13 protein-coding genes are annotated in these 16,919 nt (G+C 54.2%); 9 read left to right on the forward strand and 4 right to left on the reverse strand.

Annotated features, from left to right (window positions below):
* Window positions 1–138: 138 nt before the first annotated feature.
* Window positions 139–1,554 carry a helix-turn-helix domain-containing protein gene (locus WG31_RS02265; RefSeq protein ID WP_063353514.1) on the reverse strand — a complete coding sequence of 472 codons (1,416 nt, stop codon included), beginning with the start codon at window positions 1,552–1,554 and terminating at the stop codon, window positions 139–141.
* A gap of 131 nt (window positions 1,555–1,685) precedes the next feature.
* Between WG31_RS02265 and WG31_RS02270 the strand changes: the two genes are divergently transcribed.
* The 9 genes from WG31_RS02270 (at window position 1,686) to WG31_RS02310 (ending at window position 12,735) form a co-directional block, all read left to right on the forward strand.
* Window positions 1,686–3,245 (forward strand): MmgE/PrpD family protein, encoded by a 1,560-nt coding sequence (locus WG31_RS02270; RefSeq protein ID WP_063353515.1) that lies wholly within the window; start codon window positions 1,686–1,688, stop codon window positions 3,243–3,245.
* Window positions 3,246–3,277: 32 nt separating this feature from the next.
* On the forward strand, window positions 3,278–4,444 hold the full coding sequence (gene prpC / locus WG31_RS02275) for a bifunctional 2-methylcitrate synthase/citrate synthase (RefSeq protein ID WP_063353516.1): 1,167 nt from the start codon (window positions 3,278–3,280) through the stop codon (window positions 4,442–4,444).
* Window positions 4,441–5,373, forward strand: a complete 933-nt coding sequence (gene prpB / locus WG31_RS02280; RefSeq protein ID WP_063353517.1) for a methylisocitrate lyase — start codon at window positions 4,441–4,443, stop codon at window positions 5,371–5,373. Before prpC ends, prpB begins: the two co-directional genes overlap by 4 nt.
* Window positions 5,374–5,428: 55 nt before the next feature.
* Window positions 5,429–7,417, forward strand: a complete 1,989-nt coding sequence (gene acs, locus WG31_RS02285) for an acetate--CoA ligase (RefSeq protein WP_063353518.1) — start codon at window positions 5,429–5,431, stop codon at window positions 7,415–7,417.
* Between the two features lie 225 nt (window positions 7,418–7,642).
* Entirely contained in the window at window positions 7,643–8,905 is a 1,263-nt protein-coding gene (locus tag WG31_RS02290; protein WP_063353519.1) for an MFS transporter, read from the forward strand.
* Window positions 8,906–8,976: 71 nt separating this feature from the next.
* Entirely contained in the window at window positions 8,977–10,095 is a 1,119-nt protein-coding gene (locus WG31_RS02295; RefSeq protein WP_063354838.1) for a hypothetical protein, read from the forward strand.
* 98 nt (window positions 10,096–10,193) lie between these two features.
* The gene (locus WG31_RS02300; RefSeq protein WP_035352573.1) at window positions 10,194–10,748 is read left to right on the forward strand and encodes a DUF1643 domain-containing protein; all 555 of its coding nucleotides are present in this window, start codon (window positions 10,194–10,196) and stop codon (window positions 10,746–10,748) included.
* A gap of 149 nt (window positions 10,749–10,897) precedes the next feature.
* A complete protein-coding gene (locus tag WG31_RS02305) occupies window positions 10,898–12,190 on the forward strand; it encodes an aminopeptidase (protein WP_063353520.1) in 1,293 nt (430 codons plus the stop codon).
* Window positions 12,187–12,735, forward strand: coding sequence for a hypothetical protein (locus WG31_RS02310; RefSeq protein ID WP_063353521.1), 549 nt, complete (start codon window positions 12,187–12,189; stop codon window positions 12,733–12,735). The genes WG31_RS02305 and WG31_RS02310 overlap by 4 nt, the downstream gene beginning before the upstream one ends.
* Window positions 12,736–12,799: 64 nt before the next feature.
* On the opposite strand, the gene WG31_RS02315 is transcribed toward WG31_RS02310, so the two are convergent.
* The 3 genes from WG31_RS02315 to WG31_RS02325 all read right to left on the reverse strand — a co-directional run bounded on the left by WG31_RS02315 (window position 12,800) and on the right by WG31_RS02325 (window position 16,886).
* The gene (locus WG31_RS02315; protein ID WP_245191542.1) at window positions 12,800–13,759 is read right to left on the reverse strand and encodes a cell envelope integrity EipB family protein; all 960 of its coding nucleotides are present in this window, start codon (window positions 13,757–13,759) and stop codon (window positions 12,800–12,802) included.
* Between the two features lie 150 nt (window positions 13,760–13,909).
* Window positions 13,910–15,697 carry an aspartate--tRNA ligase gene (gene aspS, locus WG31_RS02320; protein WP_063353522.1) on the reverse strand — a complete coding sequence of 596 codons (1,788 nt, stop codon included), beginning with the start codon at window positions 15,695–15,697 and terminating at the stop codon, window positions 13,910–13,912.
* Window positions 15,698–15,818: 121 nt separating this feature from the next.
* Window positions 15,819–16,886, reverse strand: coding sequence for a threonine aldolase family protein (locus tag WG31_RS02325; protein WP_035352538.1), 1,068 nt, complete (start codon window positions 16,884–16,886; stop codon window positions 15,819–15,821).
* Window positions 16,887–16,919 lie beyond the last annotated feature (33 nt).

Consider the following 16,919-nt stretch of genomic DNA (forward strand, 5'->3'; position numbering starts at 1 on the left):
CGACAACTCTTGGTTCGTCTTGATTTATCCCGTTCAATCCCCGGTTCCTATCTGGAATGTTTTTGCATCCCCGGTCATTCCAGATAGGTTTTTTAAGTTCCCCTTGCCCCACCAGACTATCTTCTTTCTTGCAAGATATCAGGGTTTTTCAGGTAGCGCCCGATAGGGCACAACGCCTCTGGCATCGCTTCCTGTATCCAACATACGGCCCGAAACAGGCAAAGATCTGTGGCTGCAATTATCCCGCATACATGCGCGGCAGCCGGGGCCAATGGGTACAACCAATCTGTGGTCATTCAGGTTTAAACCATCTGCATAAACCGTTTTTGCGGCATCATTGATGGTACAGCCCAACACAATGGCAATCTGGCGTGGGCGGTCTGTATAGGTAACCCCCTCATGCCCTACAGTGCGGGCAACATTGAGGTAAATGGAATCATCCGTGGTTTGAGAAAGCTGCACTTGCACCTGCCCGGGCGTGGCAAAAGCCCGAAAGATGTTCCATAACGGGCAGGGGCCACCAAAACGGGCCTGAGAAAAGCGGTTGGCAGAAAAACTTTTAAGAATATTTCCTGCAATATCTAATTTGAGAAAATAAAAGGGAATGCCCTCCATGCCGGGGCGTTGTAACGTGCTTAACCTGTGGCTTATCTGTTCAAAACTGGTACCAAAATGGCGGCGCAAGCGTTCAATATCGTAACGCATGGTCTGTGCCGCATGCAAAAAGCGCTTATAGGGCAACAGCAATGCCCCGGCAAAGTAGTTGCCCAAGTAAACACGCCCCAACTCCAGCGCATTTTTCTCCTTTGGGCCTTCACGGCGTAAAATACTACTTATCAGGCGGGTTTGGTCGCGTTGGCCAATAATTTGCGCCAGATAGAACAGCGTGCTTTCAGGTGGTTGATCTGGGGGCAGAAGAATAGTGCGACGGTGCCGATCTATCCGCCACACCAAGCCGCCTTCTTCTAGCGCCGGGTCTTGTTGCGTATGCAAACCATGATGATCAAGAAGGTAGGTTTTTAAGGCTTCGGACAAGCCATTTTTGAGATCAAGACTTTCGTAAAATTTTTCGGCTGCACAATCAAGTTCATGAAAATAGTTGCGGTGTTGCTGCACCCAATCCCCTACCGTTTCATAGGGTTCCAAATTTGGGGTTGGTAAAAGAGCGTTGTCTTCACGCTCCTGCTCAAATTTATAAGCGCGATAGAGGGTTAGAAACGCGGCGCATAAATCCGGATTGGTAAGCACGGCATCCGCCATTTTGGCCAAAGGCAAAGATGCGTTTTTAAACACGGGGTCGGCCATGGTTTCGCGCATGGCCTGCACGGTATGGGCTTCTTTGGTGTTGCTAAACCATGCCGGGCTCAGACCAAAACGCTCACATAGTTTTTGCAGCAGATGGTGTGGAAGGGGCCGATGGTTGCGCTCCAACTGGTTTAGATAGCTTGGTGATATGTCAAGTATTTCCGCCAGGTTGGCTTGGGTTAGGGTTTCGCGTTGGCGCAATTGCCGCAAGCGCGGGCCAGCAAAAAGCTTGGTTCTGGTTTGTGGCATGGTACGAACTTCGCAAACTTCGCAAACGGGAACATTCCCTTCGCCTCTTTTTACTCTTATCTCTCTGCCGTTCAAAACAACACTCTGCAACACTCGCTTCACGATCAAATTCCGATCATGAGGTAAAAACAATGCAGTACCATGATGTGCGCGTTCATCCAGAAAGCGATCGTCTGCCACGGCCCGAACAGCTTGCGTGGAAAATTGCGCAGGTAGCGGCAGATCCGGTGCCGGTGGAGGCCGCCGTTACGGATATGATCATCAACCGGCTGATAGATAACGCATCTGTGGCTATGGCATCTGTGAACCGTCATTCCGTAATGAGCGCACGGGCCGAGGCTCTGGCCCACCGGCGCGAAGGCGGGGCTACAGTGTTTGGTATGGGGCCAAATGTGCGTGTGCATGCAGAATGGGCCGCATGGGCCAACGGCACAGCCGTGCGTGAGCTGGATTTTCACGATACATTTTTAGCAGCAGAATATTCTCATCCGGGTGATAATATTCCGGGCATTTTGGCAGTTGCCCAACAGTGCCGCCGAAGCGGTGCGGATTTAATTCGTGGTGCTGCCACAGGGTATGAAATTCAGATAGATCTTGCGCGTGCCATTTGTTTGCACAAACACAAGATAGATCATGTGGCGCATCTTGGCCCATCTGTAGCCGCAGGTATTGGCACGCTTATGCGTTTGCCACCAGCGGTTATCTATCAGGCCATTGGGCAGGCTTTGCATGTAACCACAGCCACGCGCCAGAGCCGCAAGGGTGAAATCTCATCATGGAAAGCCTACGCGCCTGCACATGCCAGCAAGATGGCGGTAGAGGCCGTTGACCGTGCCATGATGGGCGAAACATCTCCAACCCCGATTTATGAAGGGGAAGATGGTGTTATTGCTTGGATGCTGGATGGTAAAAATGCGCATTATCGCGTGCCATTGCCAGAAATGGGTGAGCCAAAACGTGCCATTCTGTCTTCCTTTACCAAGGAACATTCGGCAGAATATCAAAGCCAGGCGCTTATTGATCTTGCCTTTCGTATGGGCCAGAAAATCAAAAATTGGGATGACGTGGAAGATGTGCTGATAGAAACCAGCCATCACACGCATTATGTGATCGGCACGGGTTCGAACGATCCGCAAAAGTTTGATCCGCAAGCCTCGCGGGAAACGCTGGATCATTCCATTATGTATATTGTAGCCGTGGCCTTGCAGGATGGCAGTTGGCACCATGTGCATTCCTATGCCCCGGAACGGGCACGCAGACCAGATACTGTGCGGCTCTGGCGCAAGATCCATACAATAGAAAAACCCGAGTGGACACAACGGTATCACGAAACAGATCCGGATAAAAAAGCGTTTGGTGGCCGCATTGTTATCCGCATGAAAGATGGTTCGGTTATTGCGGATGAGCTGGCTGTTGCCAACGCCCATACGTTAGGGGCAACACCTTGGCAGCGGGCTGATTACATTGGTAAGTTTCAGACTCTTTCAGACGGCATTGTTCCTCATAAGGAAGCAGACAGGTTTTTAGAAGTTGTGCAGAACCTGCCAAACCTGAAAGCAGGGGAACTGCATATGCTGGAAATTGCCATTCCAGAGCGTGATATCCGCCAGAACACAGCGGAAGGCATTTTTAATTTCGGGCAGGCCAAACCTGCTGCGGTTGCGGCCACCACCACGGCTCTGGCTTCCTAAACAGGCGATAACGCACAGGAAGGAATAGAACAATGACAACGCATCTGCACAGAAAACCAAAAAAATCTGTTGCGCTGTCAGGCACGGTTGCGGGCAACACGGCGCTCAGCACTGTGGGGCAGAGCGGGAATGATCTGCATTATCGTGGGTACGATATCAAAGACCTTGCGCGTGCCAGCACGTTTGAGGAGGTCGCACATCTGCTTATCCACGGATATCTGCCCAATAGCGCAGAACTGGAAGCCTATAGGCGGCATCTGGCTAGTATGCGGGATATTCCTGCCATTGTGCGTGCCGCTTTGGAGCGTTTGCCAGCCGCCACGCACCCTATGGATGTTATGCGCACGGCAGTTTCCGTTCTGGGTTGTGCACTGCCAGAACGGAGCGATTGCGCCACCGCAGGCGCACGAGATATTGCAGACAGGCTTGTGGCCTCGTTAGGGTCTATGCTGCTGTATTGGTATCATTTCTCAAACCACGGACGGCGGATAGAGACCAATACGGATGATGAAAGTGTAGGCGGACACTTTTTGCACCTCCTGCATGGTAAAGCGCCATCGGAGGATTGGGTGCAGGCTATGCACACATCCCTTATTTTGTATGCCGAGCACGAATTTAATGCCTCCACATTTACTGCCAGAGTGGTGGCGGGTACTGGTTCGGATATGTATTCCGCCGTTACGGCAGCCATAGGGGCGCTGCGCGGCCCCAAACACGGTGGCGCCAATGAAGTGGCGTTGGATATTCAGCAACGCTATCGCACTGCGGATGAGGCTGAAGAAGATATTCTGCGGCGTTTGGAAAACCGTGAAGTTATCATCGGTTTTGGGCATCCTGTTTATACGATAGCTGATCCGCGTAACGAAATTATTAAGGAAACAGCTCGCAACCTTTCGCGCCGTAATGGCAACATGCGTCTGTATCATGTAGCCGAGCGTATTGAGCGGATTATGGATGAGCAGAAAAAAATGTTCCCTAATCTGGATTGGTTTAGCGCGGTTTCTTACAACGCCATGGGTATTCCTACGGCCATGTTTACACCTATTTTTGTAATTGCCCGCGTAACAGGGTGGTGCGCCCACATTATGGAACAGCGGCAGGATGGTAAAATCATTCGCCCGTCTGCCAATTATGTGGGGCCGGATAATCGGCCTTTTGTGCCCCTGCGTGAACGCGATGGTCTGGAGCATGCAGCATGACATATCTGGTTGGCAAGGATCTGCCACAAACACCAGCCGGGCAGCGCTTTCGTGCTCTGCTGAACAAACAAGGTATTCTGCAAATTCCCGGGGCACATAATGGGCAGGCGGCTTTGCAGGCTAAGGATAATGGATTTCAGGCTCTTTATCTTTCAGGTGCGGCTATGTCTGCCAGCATGGGGCTGCCAGATCTGGGTATTATCACCATTGAGGATGCGTGTTTCTTCATCCGCCAGATTGCACGGTCTTCCGGCTTGCCGCTTTTGGTGGATGGAGATACCGGATACGGTGAAGTACTGAATGTCATGCACATGGTACGGGCTTTTGAAGATTCCGGCGCTGCTGCCGTGCATATTGAAGACCAGATACTGCCCAAAAAATGCGGGCATCTGAACAATAAAAAGCTCGCCTCTCCGCAGGAGATGGCGCAAAAGGTGGCGGCCGCAGCCAAGGCCCGGCGCGATATGCTGATTATTGCGCGCACAGATGCCGCCAGCTCAGAAGGGCTGGATGGTGCCGTGGCCCGTGCCCGTTTGTATTACGAGGCCGGGGCTGATGCTATTTTTCCTGAAGCATTGATTTCTGAAGATATGTTCAGGGAGTTTGTGCGCCGTATGCCAGATGTGCCCCTGCTTGCTAACATGACAGAGTTTGGCCGCTCCCCTTACTTCACGGCATCTCAGTTTGAAGATATGGGATACCGTATGGTCATCTGGCCTGTCAGTTCCCTGCGGGCGGCCAACAAGGCGCAGGAGGATTTGTACAAAACCATTGCGCGCACAGGCGGTACGCAGGACATGCTACCGCGCATGCAAACGCGAGAGGAACTGTACAAAACAATCCGGTATTACGATTATGAATCATTGGACGCAGGCATTGTGGCCACGGTTCTGCCGCACATCGGTCAGGCCGATCGCAACGCCGCCTGAACATTCTCTTTCTATCCCAAACAACAAAAAACAAAAAAGTAAGGGAGACGGAACAATGTCGGAAAACATCACTATCCCACACACGCAGTATGCAGATTATCCAGCCCTGATGCCACCTGCGGAACTGGCCGCCATGCAGCGCTATGCACGCCGAGACCCGGATGGCTTCTGGTTGCAGCAGGCAAAGCGCGTGCACTGGCATCGCAAACCCAGGCATGGTTTTACGGGCAGCTTTACGGATAATGTGTCCATAAGTTGGTTTGAAGATGGCCTGCTGAATGCATCTGTGTGCTGTATTGATAAGCATCTGACAGACAAGGCCGATCAGGTTGCCCTTATCAGCCACCGTGAAGGCCGGGCCGAGGCAGAAAAAATTACATATGCCATGCTGCATGAACGGGTTTGCCGCCTGTCCAACGCGCTGGTGCATTTGGGGGTGGAAGAAGGGCACCGCGTTGCCATTTGCCTGCCCATGATTTCAGAAGCCGTGGTGGCCATGTTGGCCTGTGCGCGTATTGGCGCGGTGCATGTGGTGCTGTTTGGTGGTTTTTCGGCAGAAGGTATTGCAGAACGTATTATAGATAGCGGCGCAGTTGCGGTGATTACTGCCAGCGAAAGCATGCGTGGCAACAAGATTGTACCCTTTAAAGCGATTATGGATGAAGCCCTGTGCAAGGCAGGTGCAGAGAGTGGCGTGAGGGCTGTTCTGGTTGTGCGCACGTCTGATGCACCTGTTCCCATGCTGCCGGGGAGAGATTACGATTTTCATGATTTTGTAGATTCGTTTGAAGCAGATTTTGTGCCCGTTGTAATGCGGGCAGAAGCACCGCTGTTTATGCTTTATACATCTGGTAGCACAGGCAAACCCAAAGCAGTTGTGCATGCTACTGGTGGTTATATGGTGTGGGCTGCTTACACCATGGGCATGGTGTACCATCATCAACCCGGTGATGTTCTGTGGTGCACGGCAGATGTGGCATGGATAACCGGGCATACATCCGTTGTGTATGGCCCGCTGGCCAATGGTGGTACCACCATGATTTCCGATAGCCTGCCTTCATACCCCGCTCCGGGCAGGTGGTTGGATCTGATAGATGAGCATAAGGTGACCATGCTGTTTACGGCCCCCACAGCCGTACGTGCCATGATGGCCGATGGCGATGATGTTGTGAACGCCCGCAAGCTGGATTCCCTGCGTTTATTAGGTGTTGCGGGGGAACCCATAAGCCCCGATGCGTGGCTGTGGTATCATGATGTTGTCGGCAAAAAGCGTTGCCCCGTGGTGGATACATGGTGGCAGACAGAAACCGCTGGCATTGTGCTGGGGCCATTGCCCGGTGTGCAGCCGCTTAAACCCGGTTCTGCCAGCACGCCGTTGCCGGGGCTGGAAATGGTGATAGCCGATACGCAGGGCAGGCCGGTGCAGGGGCCTGCGGAAGGCAGCTTGTGCATTGCCCGCTCATGGCCGGGGCAGGCGCGTACAATTTGGAAGGATCATGCGCGCTTCTGCCAGACATATTTTAGTATGGTGCCGGGGCATTATTTCACGGGTGATGGCGCACGGCGAGATGCCGATGGGTATTACTGGATTACGGGGCGCATGGACGATGTTATCAATATTGCAGGGCACCGTTTGGGCACGGCAGAGGTGGAAGATGCGCTGGCAGCAGATCATCGTATTGTGGAATCTGCTGCAGTGGGCATCCCGCACCCGGTAAAGGGGCAGGCGCTGGCAGTATTTGTTATTCAACGCCAGAACGTGGCCACGCAACTCACAGAAAAGGGTATAAGCCGCCTTATCTCCGGTATGCTGGGGCGTTATGCCACGCCAGAAGCCGTCTATCTGGTGCCGGATCTGCCACGCACGCGTTCTGGCAAGATTGTGCGCCGCCTGCTGCGTAAAATTGCCAGTGGAGAAGTAGAGAATCTGGGAGACCTTTCATCTCTGAATGATCCTTCCATCGTGCGTATGCTGAGTGACAGAGTATGGAGCCACATGGCCTTTGATGAGGATTCTACATCTCGCACGCAGGCCAGAGCCTAACCTTAAAGCGAGATCTTACAAGTTTGCTTCGCGCGGCAAGATGCTTCAGGGCCGAGGGAACCCCTCGGCCCTGTTGTATGTTTTGTTCCTAACAAACGGGTTCATGTGGGTTTATCACGCAAAAATGGGCGCGCTGGCGGGGTCGTGATCTGAGATTCACTGGCTGCTGGATAAGCATGCGTGGCACCATCACGGTAAAAACAGGCTGTAGAACCGGAGCTGTGAATGACCGAGCCTTCTTTTTCGTCTGTAACGCCGTCTGCTTTGCCTGATCAGCCGGTAGATAAAGCAACAGCCCGCCACGTTGTGTTGGCATCTTTTCTGGCGTGGATGCTAGATGCGTGTGATTTTTTTATTGTGTTGTTCACGCTTGATGATGTGGCGCGCAGTTTTAACGTGTCCCTGCAAAGTGTGTTGCTTGCCCCCACACTTACGTTAATGACGCGGCCATTGGGCGCCTTTCTATGTGGGCGCGCGGCAGATAAATATGGCCGTAAGCCGGTGCTTGTTTTAACAATTATTATTTATTCCCTTATAGAATTGGCTTCAGCCTTTGCGCCAACCCTTGTTATATTTTTGGCGCTTCGCACTCTGTTTGGCATTGCACTTGGGGGCGAATGGGGGGTGGGTACATCCCTGATTATGGAAAGCGTGCCCAAAAGCTGGCGTGGCACGGCTTCGGGCATTTTGCAGGCGGGGTATCCTGCGGGGTATTTGCTGGCATCTTTGGTGTTTCTGCTATTGCCGGTTTTAGGCTGGCGCGGTTTGTTTGTGCTGGGCAGTGGGGCTGTTTTTTCTGCTGTGTATATCTGGCTGCGTGTGCCAGAAAGCCCGGATTGGCTGGCCCGGCAGAAAGCCGATACACAGCACAAAAATGCAGAAGCGCATCTTGGTTTGTTGGCCATTATAAAAGGCAATGCGGCATTATGTGTTTTTGCCGTGGTGCTGATGGCCGCTTTCAACTTCATGAGCCACGGTTCTCAGGATCTCTACCCCAAAGTGTTTCTGGCGCTGGAACGGCATGTGCCGCCTACGTCCATTACAACAGTGGTTGTGCTGTATAATCTGGCAGCTATTGCGGGCGGGTTGTTTTTTGGGTTTTTGTCGCAAAAAATCGGGCGGCAATATGCCATTGTTCTTGCTGCGGCCTTAACGCTGCCTTTGCTACCGTTATGGACACTCCCTCACTCCCTGTTCTGGCTGGGGTTAGGGGCTGTGTGCATCCAGTTCTGTATTCAGGGCGCGTGGGGCGTGGTGCCTGCCTATTTAAGCGAGCTTTCGCCTCCATCCGTGCGCGCCACGTTTCCTGGCCTTGCTTACCAGTGCGGGAACCTTATTGCTGCCAGTAATGCTTTGCTGCAAACATGGTTTGCTACCCAGTTAGGTATGGGGCTGGCTCCGGCACTGATGTTGGCCGTTGGGGGTGGCGCCGTGGTTGTGCTGGTGCTTACACTCCTTAATGCTCGGCTGTATCCACAACGGACCTAAACAGCGGGTTAAGTGGCAACACGTGGGAAGGAAAAAACGGTTTGGCTTTTATAAGATATCTGGGCGCATGTATGGTGCTGGCTGGTGCAGGGGTGCCATATGCGCAGGCTTATGCAGCAACACCGGCAGAACAGCGGATTATCACGCGCAATGTGCAACCGCGCACGGTACCGCCGCTTGCAAGAGGGCAGGTGCAAGGGGATGATCCGCACGCAAAAGCCCGCCCGGTGGCCTTATCTGCCCTAAGCCTAAAAGCTGCGGTAAAAGTGGCGGACAAGCAGCCATGCCCGGCCAACAGTTTGCTTTTAGGTAAGGATGAAAACCCAACAGCAGGGCAAACCTGCCGTGTAGCCACCTTGGAGGTGAACGCCCCAGATCACCCCGCATTCATCCAGACCCTTGGCAGCCTGATGGCGGAGGATAGTGGTGGGCTGATGGATTTAAACCTTTCTCTGTATCAACTTGTGCCAAATGCGCCAAAGAATGCCCTGCCGCAGGTTGTGGTTTCGGGGTACACAGGTGGGGCGCATTGTTGCCAGGCGGCCGCTATTGTAGAGGCCGCCCCGCAAGGCCAATGGCGCGTGCTGGCGCTGCCTGCCCAAAATGGCGGTGGGGAGCCTATCGTGCAGGACGTGGCGCGCGATGGCACTCGCCAGCTTGTTTATACGGATGAACGGTTTGATTACGCCTTTGCCTCTCACGCAGGTTCGGCCATGCCGGTGGTGTTGTATCAGTATCAGGATGGCCAGTTGCAGAATTTTACGGCGCAGCCCCGTTTTGCGGCTTATTTGCGTAATCAGCTTGCGCAGGATTCCGCACAATGGCGCAAAACGGGTGTTACAGAAGTAAACGGCTATCTGGCCGCCTACGTGGCCACCAGCGCGAATATAGGGGAGCTGAACGCAGGCTGGCGTTACATGATGGCGCGCTATGATACGCACTCTGATTTTGCAGAAACATGGTGCGCGCTGGATAAAGCCGCATGGCCTCAAAACAAGGATGGTGCATCCTGCCCCAAGCAGTTTGTAAAAACCGTACCGTTTCCGCAAAGTCTGGCGCAATCTTTGGTGCAATGGGGGTACATCACATCCCAGCAAAGTGCTGCTCTTGGCTATGATGTGGAAAAATTAAAGCAGAACCAGCAGCAGGTTATTGCTGCCACCACCAAGGCGTGGCGCGCTGCACACTAGCTATATCACACTGCCCGCTGGCAGCCAGATTTGTGCCAGAACGGAACACGGCCTAAAACTTGGGTTTATTAAGCGTATGTTCTGCCAGCGGGAGTGTAATGGAAGATCTGTTTGAAGGGCATAATGTCGGCACCGCCCGCCCTCTGAAACTTTCAGAAGATGTTGTCAGCACCGCTACCTATGGCGGGCCAGATAAATGCTACCGTTACCGCCTGAAACGGGTGTGGAACCCAACACGCCCGTTGGTTATGTGGCTGATGATGAACCCGTCTGTTGCCACAGAATATGGAGATGACCGTACTGTCGCCAAATGCCAGCGCTATGCCCGTGCATGGGGGTATGGCGGTATTTTGGTGGGTAATACTTTTGCGTATCGGTGCACAGATCAGCTTCGGCTGCTGGAAACGCCAGATCCGGTTGGGCCAGAAAATGATAAGGCCTTGCTGGAAATGGCGCAGGAAGCCAATAAAGTGATTGCGGCTTATGGCACACCACACCACAAGGCTCTGCTGGCCCGTGGGCCGGAGGTGGTGCATATGCTCCAAAAACACGGCATTACGGTGGATGCGCTGCGGCTGAGCAAAACAGGCCGACCATGCCATCCGCTGTACCTGCCCGCCAGCCTGTTGCCGGAGCCCTTGCCGAAAAGCTAAGTACAGGAAACGGAAAGCAGCTTTCTGCCCATGTGTATTGACGCCCGGCCTCGTTCGGTATCCGATACACATAGAGGTGTTTGAGTTCTGCACCCAATGCCTGCCATATTATAAAATCAGGCGTGTGGTGCAGCAAAGTTAAGGGAAATATGGATATTATGGCCTTACAGAACACGCAGGGTGCCGCAGGTGGTTATCTGGCATCTGCCGAATTTGCCACCATGCTGGATAAGCTGGGTGAAGTGGCAGCGCGCACGGGTTTGAACGTGGCCCACGGCCAGCAGGTTATTATTACCGCCCCCCTTCATGCCGTGCCGCTGGTGCGCCGGATTACGGAACACGCGTACAAGGCTGGGGCCTCGCTCGTCAGCACCTTTTATTCGGATGAGGAAACCACGCTGGCCCGTTATAAATACGCGGCGGAAGATACGTTTGATACCGCAGCAGGCTGGCTTGCTGGCGGAATGACAGAAGCCTTCCGTAATGGTGCTGCGCGTATGGCCATTACGGGTTCTAACCCCGCATTGCTGGCAGGGCAGAACCCAGAGCGTATTTCCCGCGCCAGTAGGGCCAATTCCCGCGTGAACCGGCCTGCTATGGAAATTATCACCAATTTTGATGTGAACTGGTGCATTGTCGCGGCGGCTTCTCCGGCATGGGCGGCACAGATATTTCCGGATCTGCCGGTTGATCAGGCAGTAGAAAAACTGTGGCAGGCTATTTTTTCTGTTTCGCGCATTACGGGTGAAAACCCGGTGGCGGATTGGGAGGCCCATAATGCCGTTTTGCACCGCCGCGCCACGTTTTTAAATAATGCCCGTTACAGTGCGCTGCATTTTAAAGGCCCCGGCACAGACCTGATGGTGGGGCTGGCAGATGGGCACGAATGGGCAGCCGGTGCGGAAAAAGCCGGAAACGGCATTGTGTGCAACCCCAATATTCCAACCGAGGAAGTGTTTACCACACCACACCGCCTTAAGGTGGATGGCACGGTGGCGGCCACCAAGCCGCTTTCACACCAAGGCACGTTGATTGAGGATATTCGCGTAAGGTTTGAAGCCGGACGCATTGTGGAAATGCACGCCAGCAAGGGTGAAGATGTGCTGGCCCGCGTGCTGGATACGGATGAAGGCGCGCGCCGTTTGGGGGAAGTGGCGCTTGTGCCCAATTCTTCCCCTATTTCGCGCAGTGGTATTTTGTTCCAGAACACATTGTTTGATGAAAACGCCGCCAGCCATATCGCATTGGGGCAATCTTACACCAAATGTATGCGCGATACGGCTGGGTTGGATGAGGCCGCATTGGCTGCACGCGGGGCCAATAGCAGCATGATCCATATAGACTGGATGATTGGTTCTGGTGAAATTGATGTGGACGGCATGGATGCCAAAGGCGAACGCGTGGCATTGATGCGCAAAGGTGAATGGGTGATAGAAGCATGAGAAATACTCTAAAACTTTCCTTCCGCTCTGCTCTGTTGGGTGCCATGGGGGCTGCGGCGCTTGTGGTTGGTACGGCGGCACAGGCGCAAACTGTTTCCACCGGCGGCAATGGTGCGCCCAATTTAACACCAGAGCAGGTAGCCACCTTGCAGCATGATATGGATACCGCGCTGCATTACCATCTGGCTCCAAACGTGTTGCCGCGTTTAACCACAGCGTTAAAGGAAATTCAGGCCGCAGGTATTCAGCCACCTTCACGTTTTGGCATGTCTTTGGATCAGCAGATCGCGCTTGTGCAGCAGGTGCCGGGTTTGGAGCCAATTTTGCAAAAGAATGGCTTTTCAGCGCATGATTTTGTGATGAGCCTGACCTGTGTGGGCCTAACGGGCAGCTTGATGAACGTGCCTGCCAACCCCGGCAATACCAAAATGCCACAGCCCGAACCTGCCAATGTTGCTATTCTTAAATCCAACCCGCAGGATTTGCAGAATTTGGTAACAGTTTTGCGCTCGGCTCATCAGTCTGGTGGTGCGCTTTCACACTAATTTCATACATATTGGTGTACAAGAAAATGGCAGGTTTTTCCTGTCATTTTTTGTTTGTGACGTTTTAATTTTTCTTCTGCTGCGGTTTGGCATGGCATGTTTCGGGCTTGGGCAGATCAAGCGCATGTAATGTGCCCTTCATGCGGAAATCTCCAAAATCCAGCGTCAGATTATCGGAAACACCATTGGCAAAATAACGCATGCCAATTTCATATTCTGGCATCATATTGGGGGGCGTGCGTGCAAAAAAGGCCACATGCACGCGGCCAGATTGCAAGGCGTTCAGGGCGGCAAAATCCGTTGTGGGCGTTGTATTGCCCCAGCCCAAAAGGGTGATGTACGTATCGGCTGCGCCATCTGGTGATGTGCCATCAAAAATAGGTGCCGAAATCTCGGTTTTTCCGCTTCGGGCTGCATCTAAAATGGAAACTGTATGCTGGATGGGAAACAACGTGCCAGCCGGAAGTGTAAGCGTTTTGGCTAAAGGTTTTTCATAATGTGCTGTGCCAGAACCATCCGCATGCAGCGTTGCTTCCCCCCGGATGTTTTGGAGCAGCTTGCCGTTAGATGTTTCCATGGTGCGAAAGATCAGGCTGTGCCCATCGGCACTTTCAAAGGTAGAATAGTCAGACACCATATGCTCCACGCCGTTCTGGCGTGTTACACTTTGAATATCCAATCGCTGTTGGGTGGACCATCCGCTGCATCCATGCCGCACGCTGTAAAGCATGGTGCCCGTGGCGGAAAGCGTTTTGCCGCCAGAGGCTTCTGTGAGCGTAAGATCATACACCGCGCGTTGCGAGGCAATCTGGCGGGTATCTGTATCGGAAAAAGATGGCGCAGTGTTGGGCGTAATACTGGCGTGCGTATCGGCTGAGGTTGTGCTTTGCGTAACCGTGCCAGAAGGCACCACCGCTCCGGCTGTTTGGGCATGTGCCATTTGTGGGGGCAGGGTCACCACGCCACCAACCAGCACAAATGCAATGGCTCTGCTTACTGCACTGCAAGCGTATCCTTGCCTCAAGAAAAAACTGCGGGCAGGGGGCGTGTAAGAAGGCAGGCGGCGTAAACGTCTCATACCCGGTACAAAAAAACATCCGGCGCGGTCTTGCAACCACCCGGATGTTAAAAGGGCCGTGGTGTGGCCCTTTTGCATGCAGATGTGAAGGCCAGATCAGTCTTTCTTGACAGCAGGCTTCAGGTTCAGCGCGAGGGAGAGTTCCTTCAGGCGTTCCGGCGGAACAGGGGCCGGGGCACCCATCATCAGGTCTTCACCCTGCTGGTTCAGCGGGAACAGAATAACTTCACGAATGTTCGGCTCATCTGCCAGCAGCATCACAATACGATCCACACCGGGGGCGGAACCACCATGCGGCGGCGCACCGTAGCGGAAGGCGTTGAGCATACCGCCAAAGCGGTCTTCCACTTCGCTTTCTGGGTAACCGGCAATTTCAAAGGCGCGGATCATCACATCCGGCAGATGGTTGCGGATAGCACCGGAGGAAAGTTCAATGCCGTTACACACAATGTCATACTGGTAAGCGAGAATATCCAGCGGGTTCTTGGTGTTTAGCGCTTCCAGACCACCCTGCGGCATGGAGAACGGGTTGTGTGAGAAGTCAATCAGCCCTGTTTCTTCATTCAGCTCATACATCGGAAAGTCCGTGATCCAGCAGAAACGGAAGGCATCCTTTTCAATCAGATCCAGTTCTTCAGCAATGCGGGTGCGCACAAGGCCAGAGAACTTGGCCACATCATGCCCTTTGCCAGCAGCAAAGAACACGGCATCACCGGGCTTCAGCCCCAGTTTGGTGCGAATGGTTTCTACACGGTCGGCTTCAAGGTTTTTGGCAATCGGGCCTTGGCCGCCGTCTTCTGCAAAGGTGATGTAACCTAAGCCACCAGCACCGTTTTCACGCGCCCAAGCGTTTAGCTTGTCATAGAAGGAGCGGGGGCGGCCACCAGCGCCGGGGGCCGGAATAGCGCGCACTTCCCCACCATCGGCGGCAATGCGGGCAAACAGGCCAAAGCCGGAACCGGCAAAATCTTCTGTTACATCGGTAATCAGCAGCGGGTTGCGCAGGTCTGGCTTATCGGAGCCATATACCTTCATGGCGCGGGCATAGGGGATACGCTCAAACGGTGCGGTGCTAACAGCGCGGCCCTTGCCAAATTCCGTAAACAGGCCAGACATTACTTCTTCCAGAACGGCAAAAATTTCGTCCTGCGTGGCAAAGGCCATTTCAAAGTCGAGCTGGTAGAACTCACCGGGGGAACGATCCGCGCGGGAGGCTTCATCACGGAAGCACGGAGCAATCTGGAAGTAGCGGTCAAACCCGGCCACCATGGCAAGCTGCTTGAACTGCTGCGGGGCCTGCGGCAAAGCGTAAAACTTGCCCGCATGGGTGCGGGAAGGCACCAGAAAGTCACGCGCACCTTCGGGGGAGGATGCTGTTAGGATCGGGGTCTGGAACTCGGTAAAGCCCAGATCCGTCATGCGGCGGCGCATACTGGCAATAATGGCGGAGCGCAGGCGGATGTTGGCGTGCACTTGTTCGCGCCGCAGATCAATATAGCGGTAACGTAGGCGCAGCTCGTCAGAATAATGTTCCTGCCCAGCAACCTGAAGTGGCAGCACAGCGGCGGAGGACTGAACAATCAGCTCACGCGCGCGCACTTCAATATCACCGGTGGCCAAGTCCGGGTTGCGGGTGGTTTCATCACGCAGCACCACATCACCGGTTACGGTTATCACGCTTTCTACGCGCAGGTGTTCGGCGGTTTCCATAACGGGGGAACCGGCGGGAATCACAATCTGTGTCAGGCCTGTTTCATCGCGCAGGTCAATAAACAGCAGCCCGCCGTGGTCCCGCTTGCTATGCACCCAGCCGGACAGGCGCGCGGTGGTGCCGGCATCGCTGGCGCGAAGGGCCGAACAGCTGTGGGAACGGTAAGGATGCATGGTCTTGTCCTGAAATCTGGCCCGGCGTTGCAGCAGGGGCGGTTTTTGGCAATGATTCCGTTGTGCCCGGAGGAAGCAGGGGAGCAGCGCTTATGTCAAGGCCACACTGTAATCTTGCGTCTTATAAGGTGCCTTGCCCGCGCACGCAGCTACGTAAATCTGCGGCTAATGCGGCAATGGCTTCTGGCCGCGCATCCCACGCAAACATAAAGCGGCAGATACCCCCAAAAAATGTGTAAAACCGCCAGCCTCTGGCCCGCAATTCGTTCATGACAGGTTCGGGCATGAGCAAAAACACGGCGTTGGATTGCACGGGCCATGCTTGTTTAACAGAAGGCATATCTTCTACCGCCTGTGCAAATTGGCGTGCACTGGCATTGGCGTGGCGCGCGTTGTCCAGCCATGCGCCACTATGGATCATGGCCAGCCACGGTGCGGATAGAAAGCGCATTTTAGAGGCTGTTTGCCCGCTTTGTCTGGCGCGTTCGGCAAAGCCCTGCGCCATGCTGCGTTTAAAAAACACCACGGCTTCCCCCATGGCCATGCCGTTTTTGGTGCCACCAAAACTTAGGGCATCCACACCGGATTGCCATGTCATGGCGGCGGGTGTGCAGCCCAGTGTGGCAATGGCGTTGGCAAAACGTGCGCCATCCATATGCAGCCGCAACCCATGATCGTGGCAGGCATTGGCAATGGCCCGAATCTCATCCACCGAATACACAAGCCCGTTTTCTGTGGGTTGCGTAATGGTTACCACTGCGGGGGTGGAAGCCTGCGGGCTGCTGGCGCGGCGGGCAGCCAGTTTTATGGCCTCTGGGGTTAGCTTACCGTCTGGGGTAGGGGGCGTTATCAGCTTGGCGCCGCCGGTAAAAAACTCTGGGGCGCCGCGCTCGGAGGTTTCAGCATGTGCAACTTCCGAGGCAATAATGCTGCAATAAGGTGGGCACAGCGTTGCCAGCGCCAGCGCATTGGCTGCGGTGCCAGTAAGCACAAAAAACACTGCGGCTTCAGGCGCTTCCAACACATCCGCTACAGCTTTGGCGGCAAGGCGTGTCCAAGCGTCATCCCCATATGCGGGGGTGGACCCCTTGGCCGCGCGGCTTATGGCTTCCAGCGCCTGCGGGCACAGGCCTGCATAATTATCACTGCCAAACTGTTGTGGGGGCGTGGTGGTTTGCGGCAGGGGCATAAGTGGCTTCTCCGGCAAGGGCTGTGGGCAACA

The organism is Acetobacter oryzifermentans, assembly GCF_001628715.1.
GTDB lineage: Bacteria > Pseudomonadota > Alphaproteobacteria > Acetobacterales > Acetobacteraceae > Acetobacter > Acetobacter oryzifermentans.

Coding starts and splice junctions, on each gene's coding strand:
- WG31_RS02295 (WP_063354838.1), top strand. CDS start 8,977: ATGGTGCTGGCTGGTGCAGGGGTGCCATATGCGCAGGCTTATGCAGCA.
- WG31_RS02325 (WP_035352538.1), bottom strand. CDS start 16,886: ATGCCCCTGCCGCAAACCACCACGCCCCCACAACAGTTTGGCAGTGAT.
- WG31_RS02305 (WP_063353520.1), top strand. CDS start 10,898: ATGGATATTATGGCCTTACAGAACACGCAGGGTGCCGCAGGTGGTTAT.
- WG31_RS02290 (WP_063353519.1), top strand. CDS start 7,643: ATGACCGAGCCTTCTTTTTCGTCTGTAACGCCGTCTGCTTTGCCTGAT.
- WG31_RS02270 (WP_063353515.1), top strand. CDS start 1,686: ATGCAGTACCATGATGTGCGCGTTCATCCAGAAAGCGATCGTCTGCCA.
- WG31_RS02265 (WP_063353514.1), bottom strand. CDS start 1,554: ATGCCACAAACCAGAACCAAGCTTTTTGCTGGCCCGCGCTTGCGGCAA.
- prpC (WP_063353516.1), top strand. CDS start 3,278: ATGACAACGCATCTGCACAGAAAACCAAAAAAATCTGTTGCGCTGTCA.
- prpB (WP_063353517.1), top strand. CDS start 4,441: ATGACATATCTGGTTGGCAAGGATCTGCCACAAACACCAGCCGGGCAG.
- aspS (WP_063353522.1), bottom strand. CDS start 15,697: ATGCATCCTTACCGTTCCCACAGCTGTTCGGCCCTTCGCGCCAGCGAT.
- acs (WP_063353518.1), top strand. CDS start 5,429: ATGTCGGAAAACATCACTATCCCACACACGCAGTATGCAGATTATCCA.
- WG31_RS02300 (WP_035352573.1), top strand. CDS start 10,194: ATGGAAGATCTGTTTGAAGGGCATAATGTCGGCACCGCCCGCCCTCTG.
- WG31_RS02310 (WP_063353521.1), top strand. CDS start 12,187: ATGAGAAATACTCTAAAACTTTCCTTCCGCTCTGCTCTGTTGGGTGCC.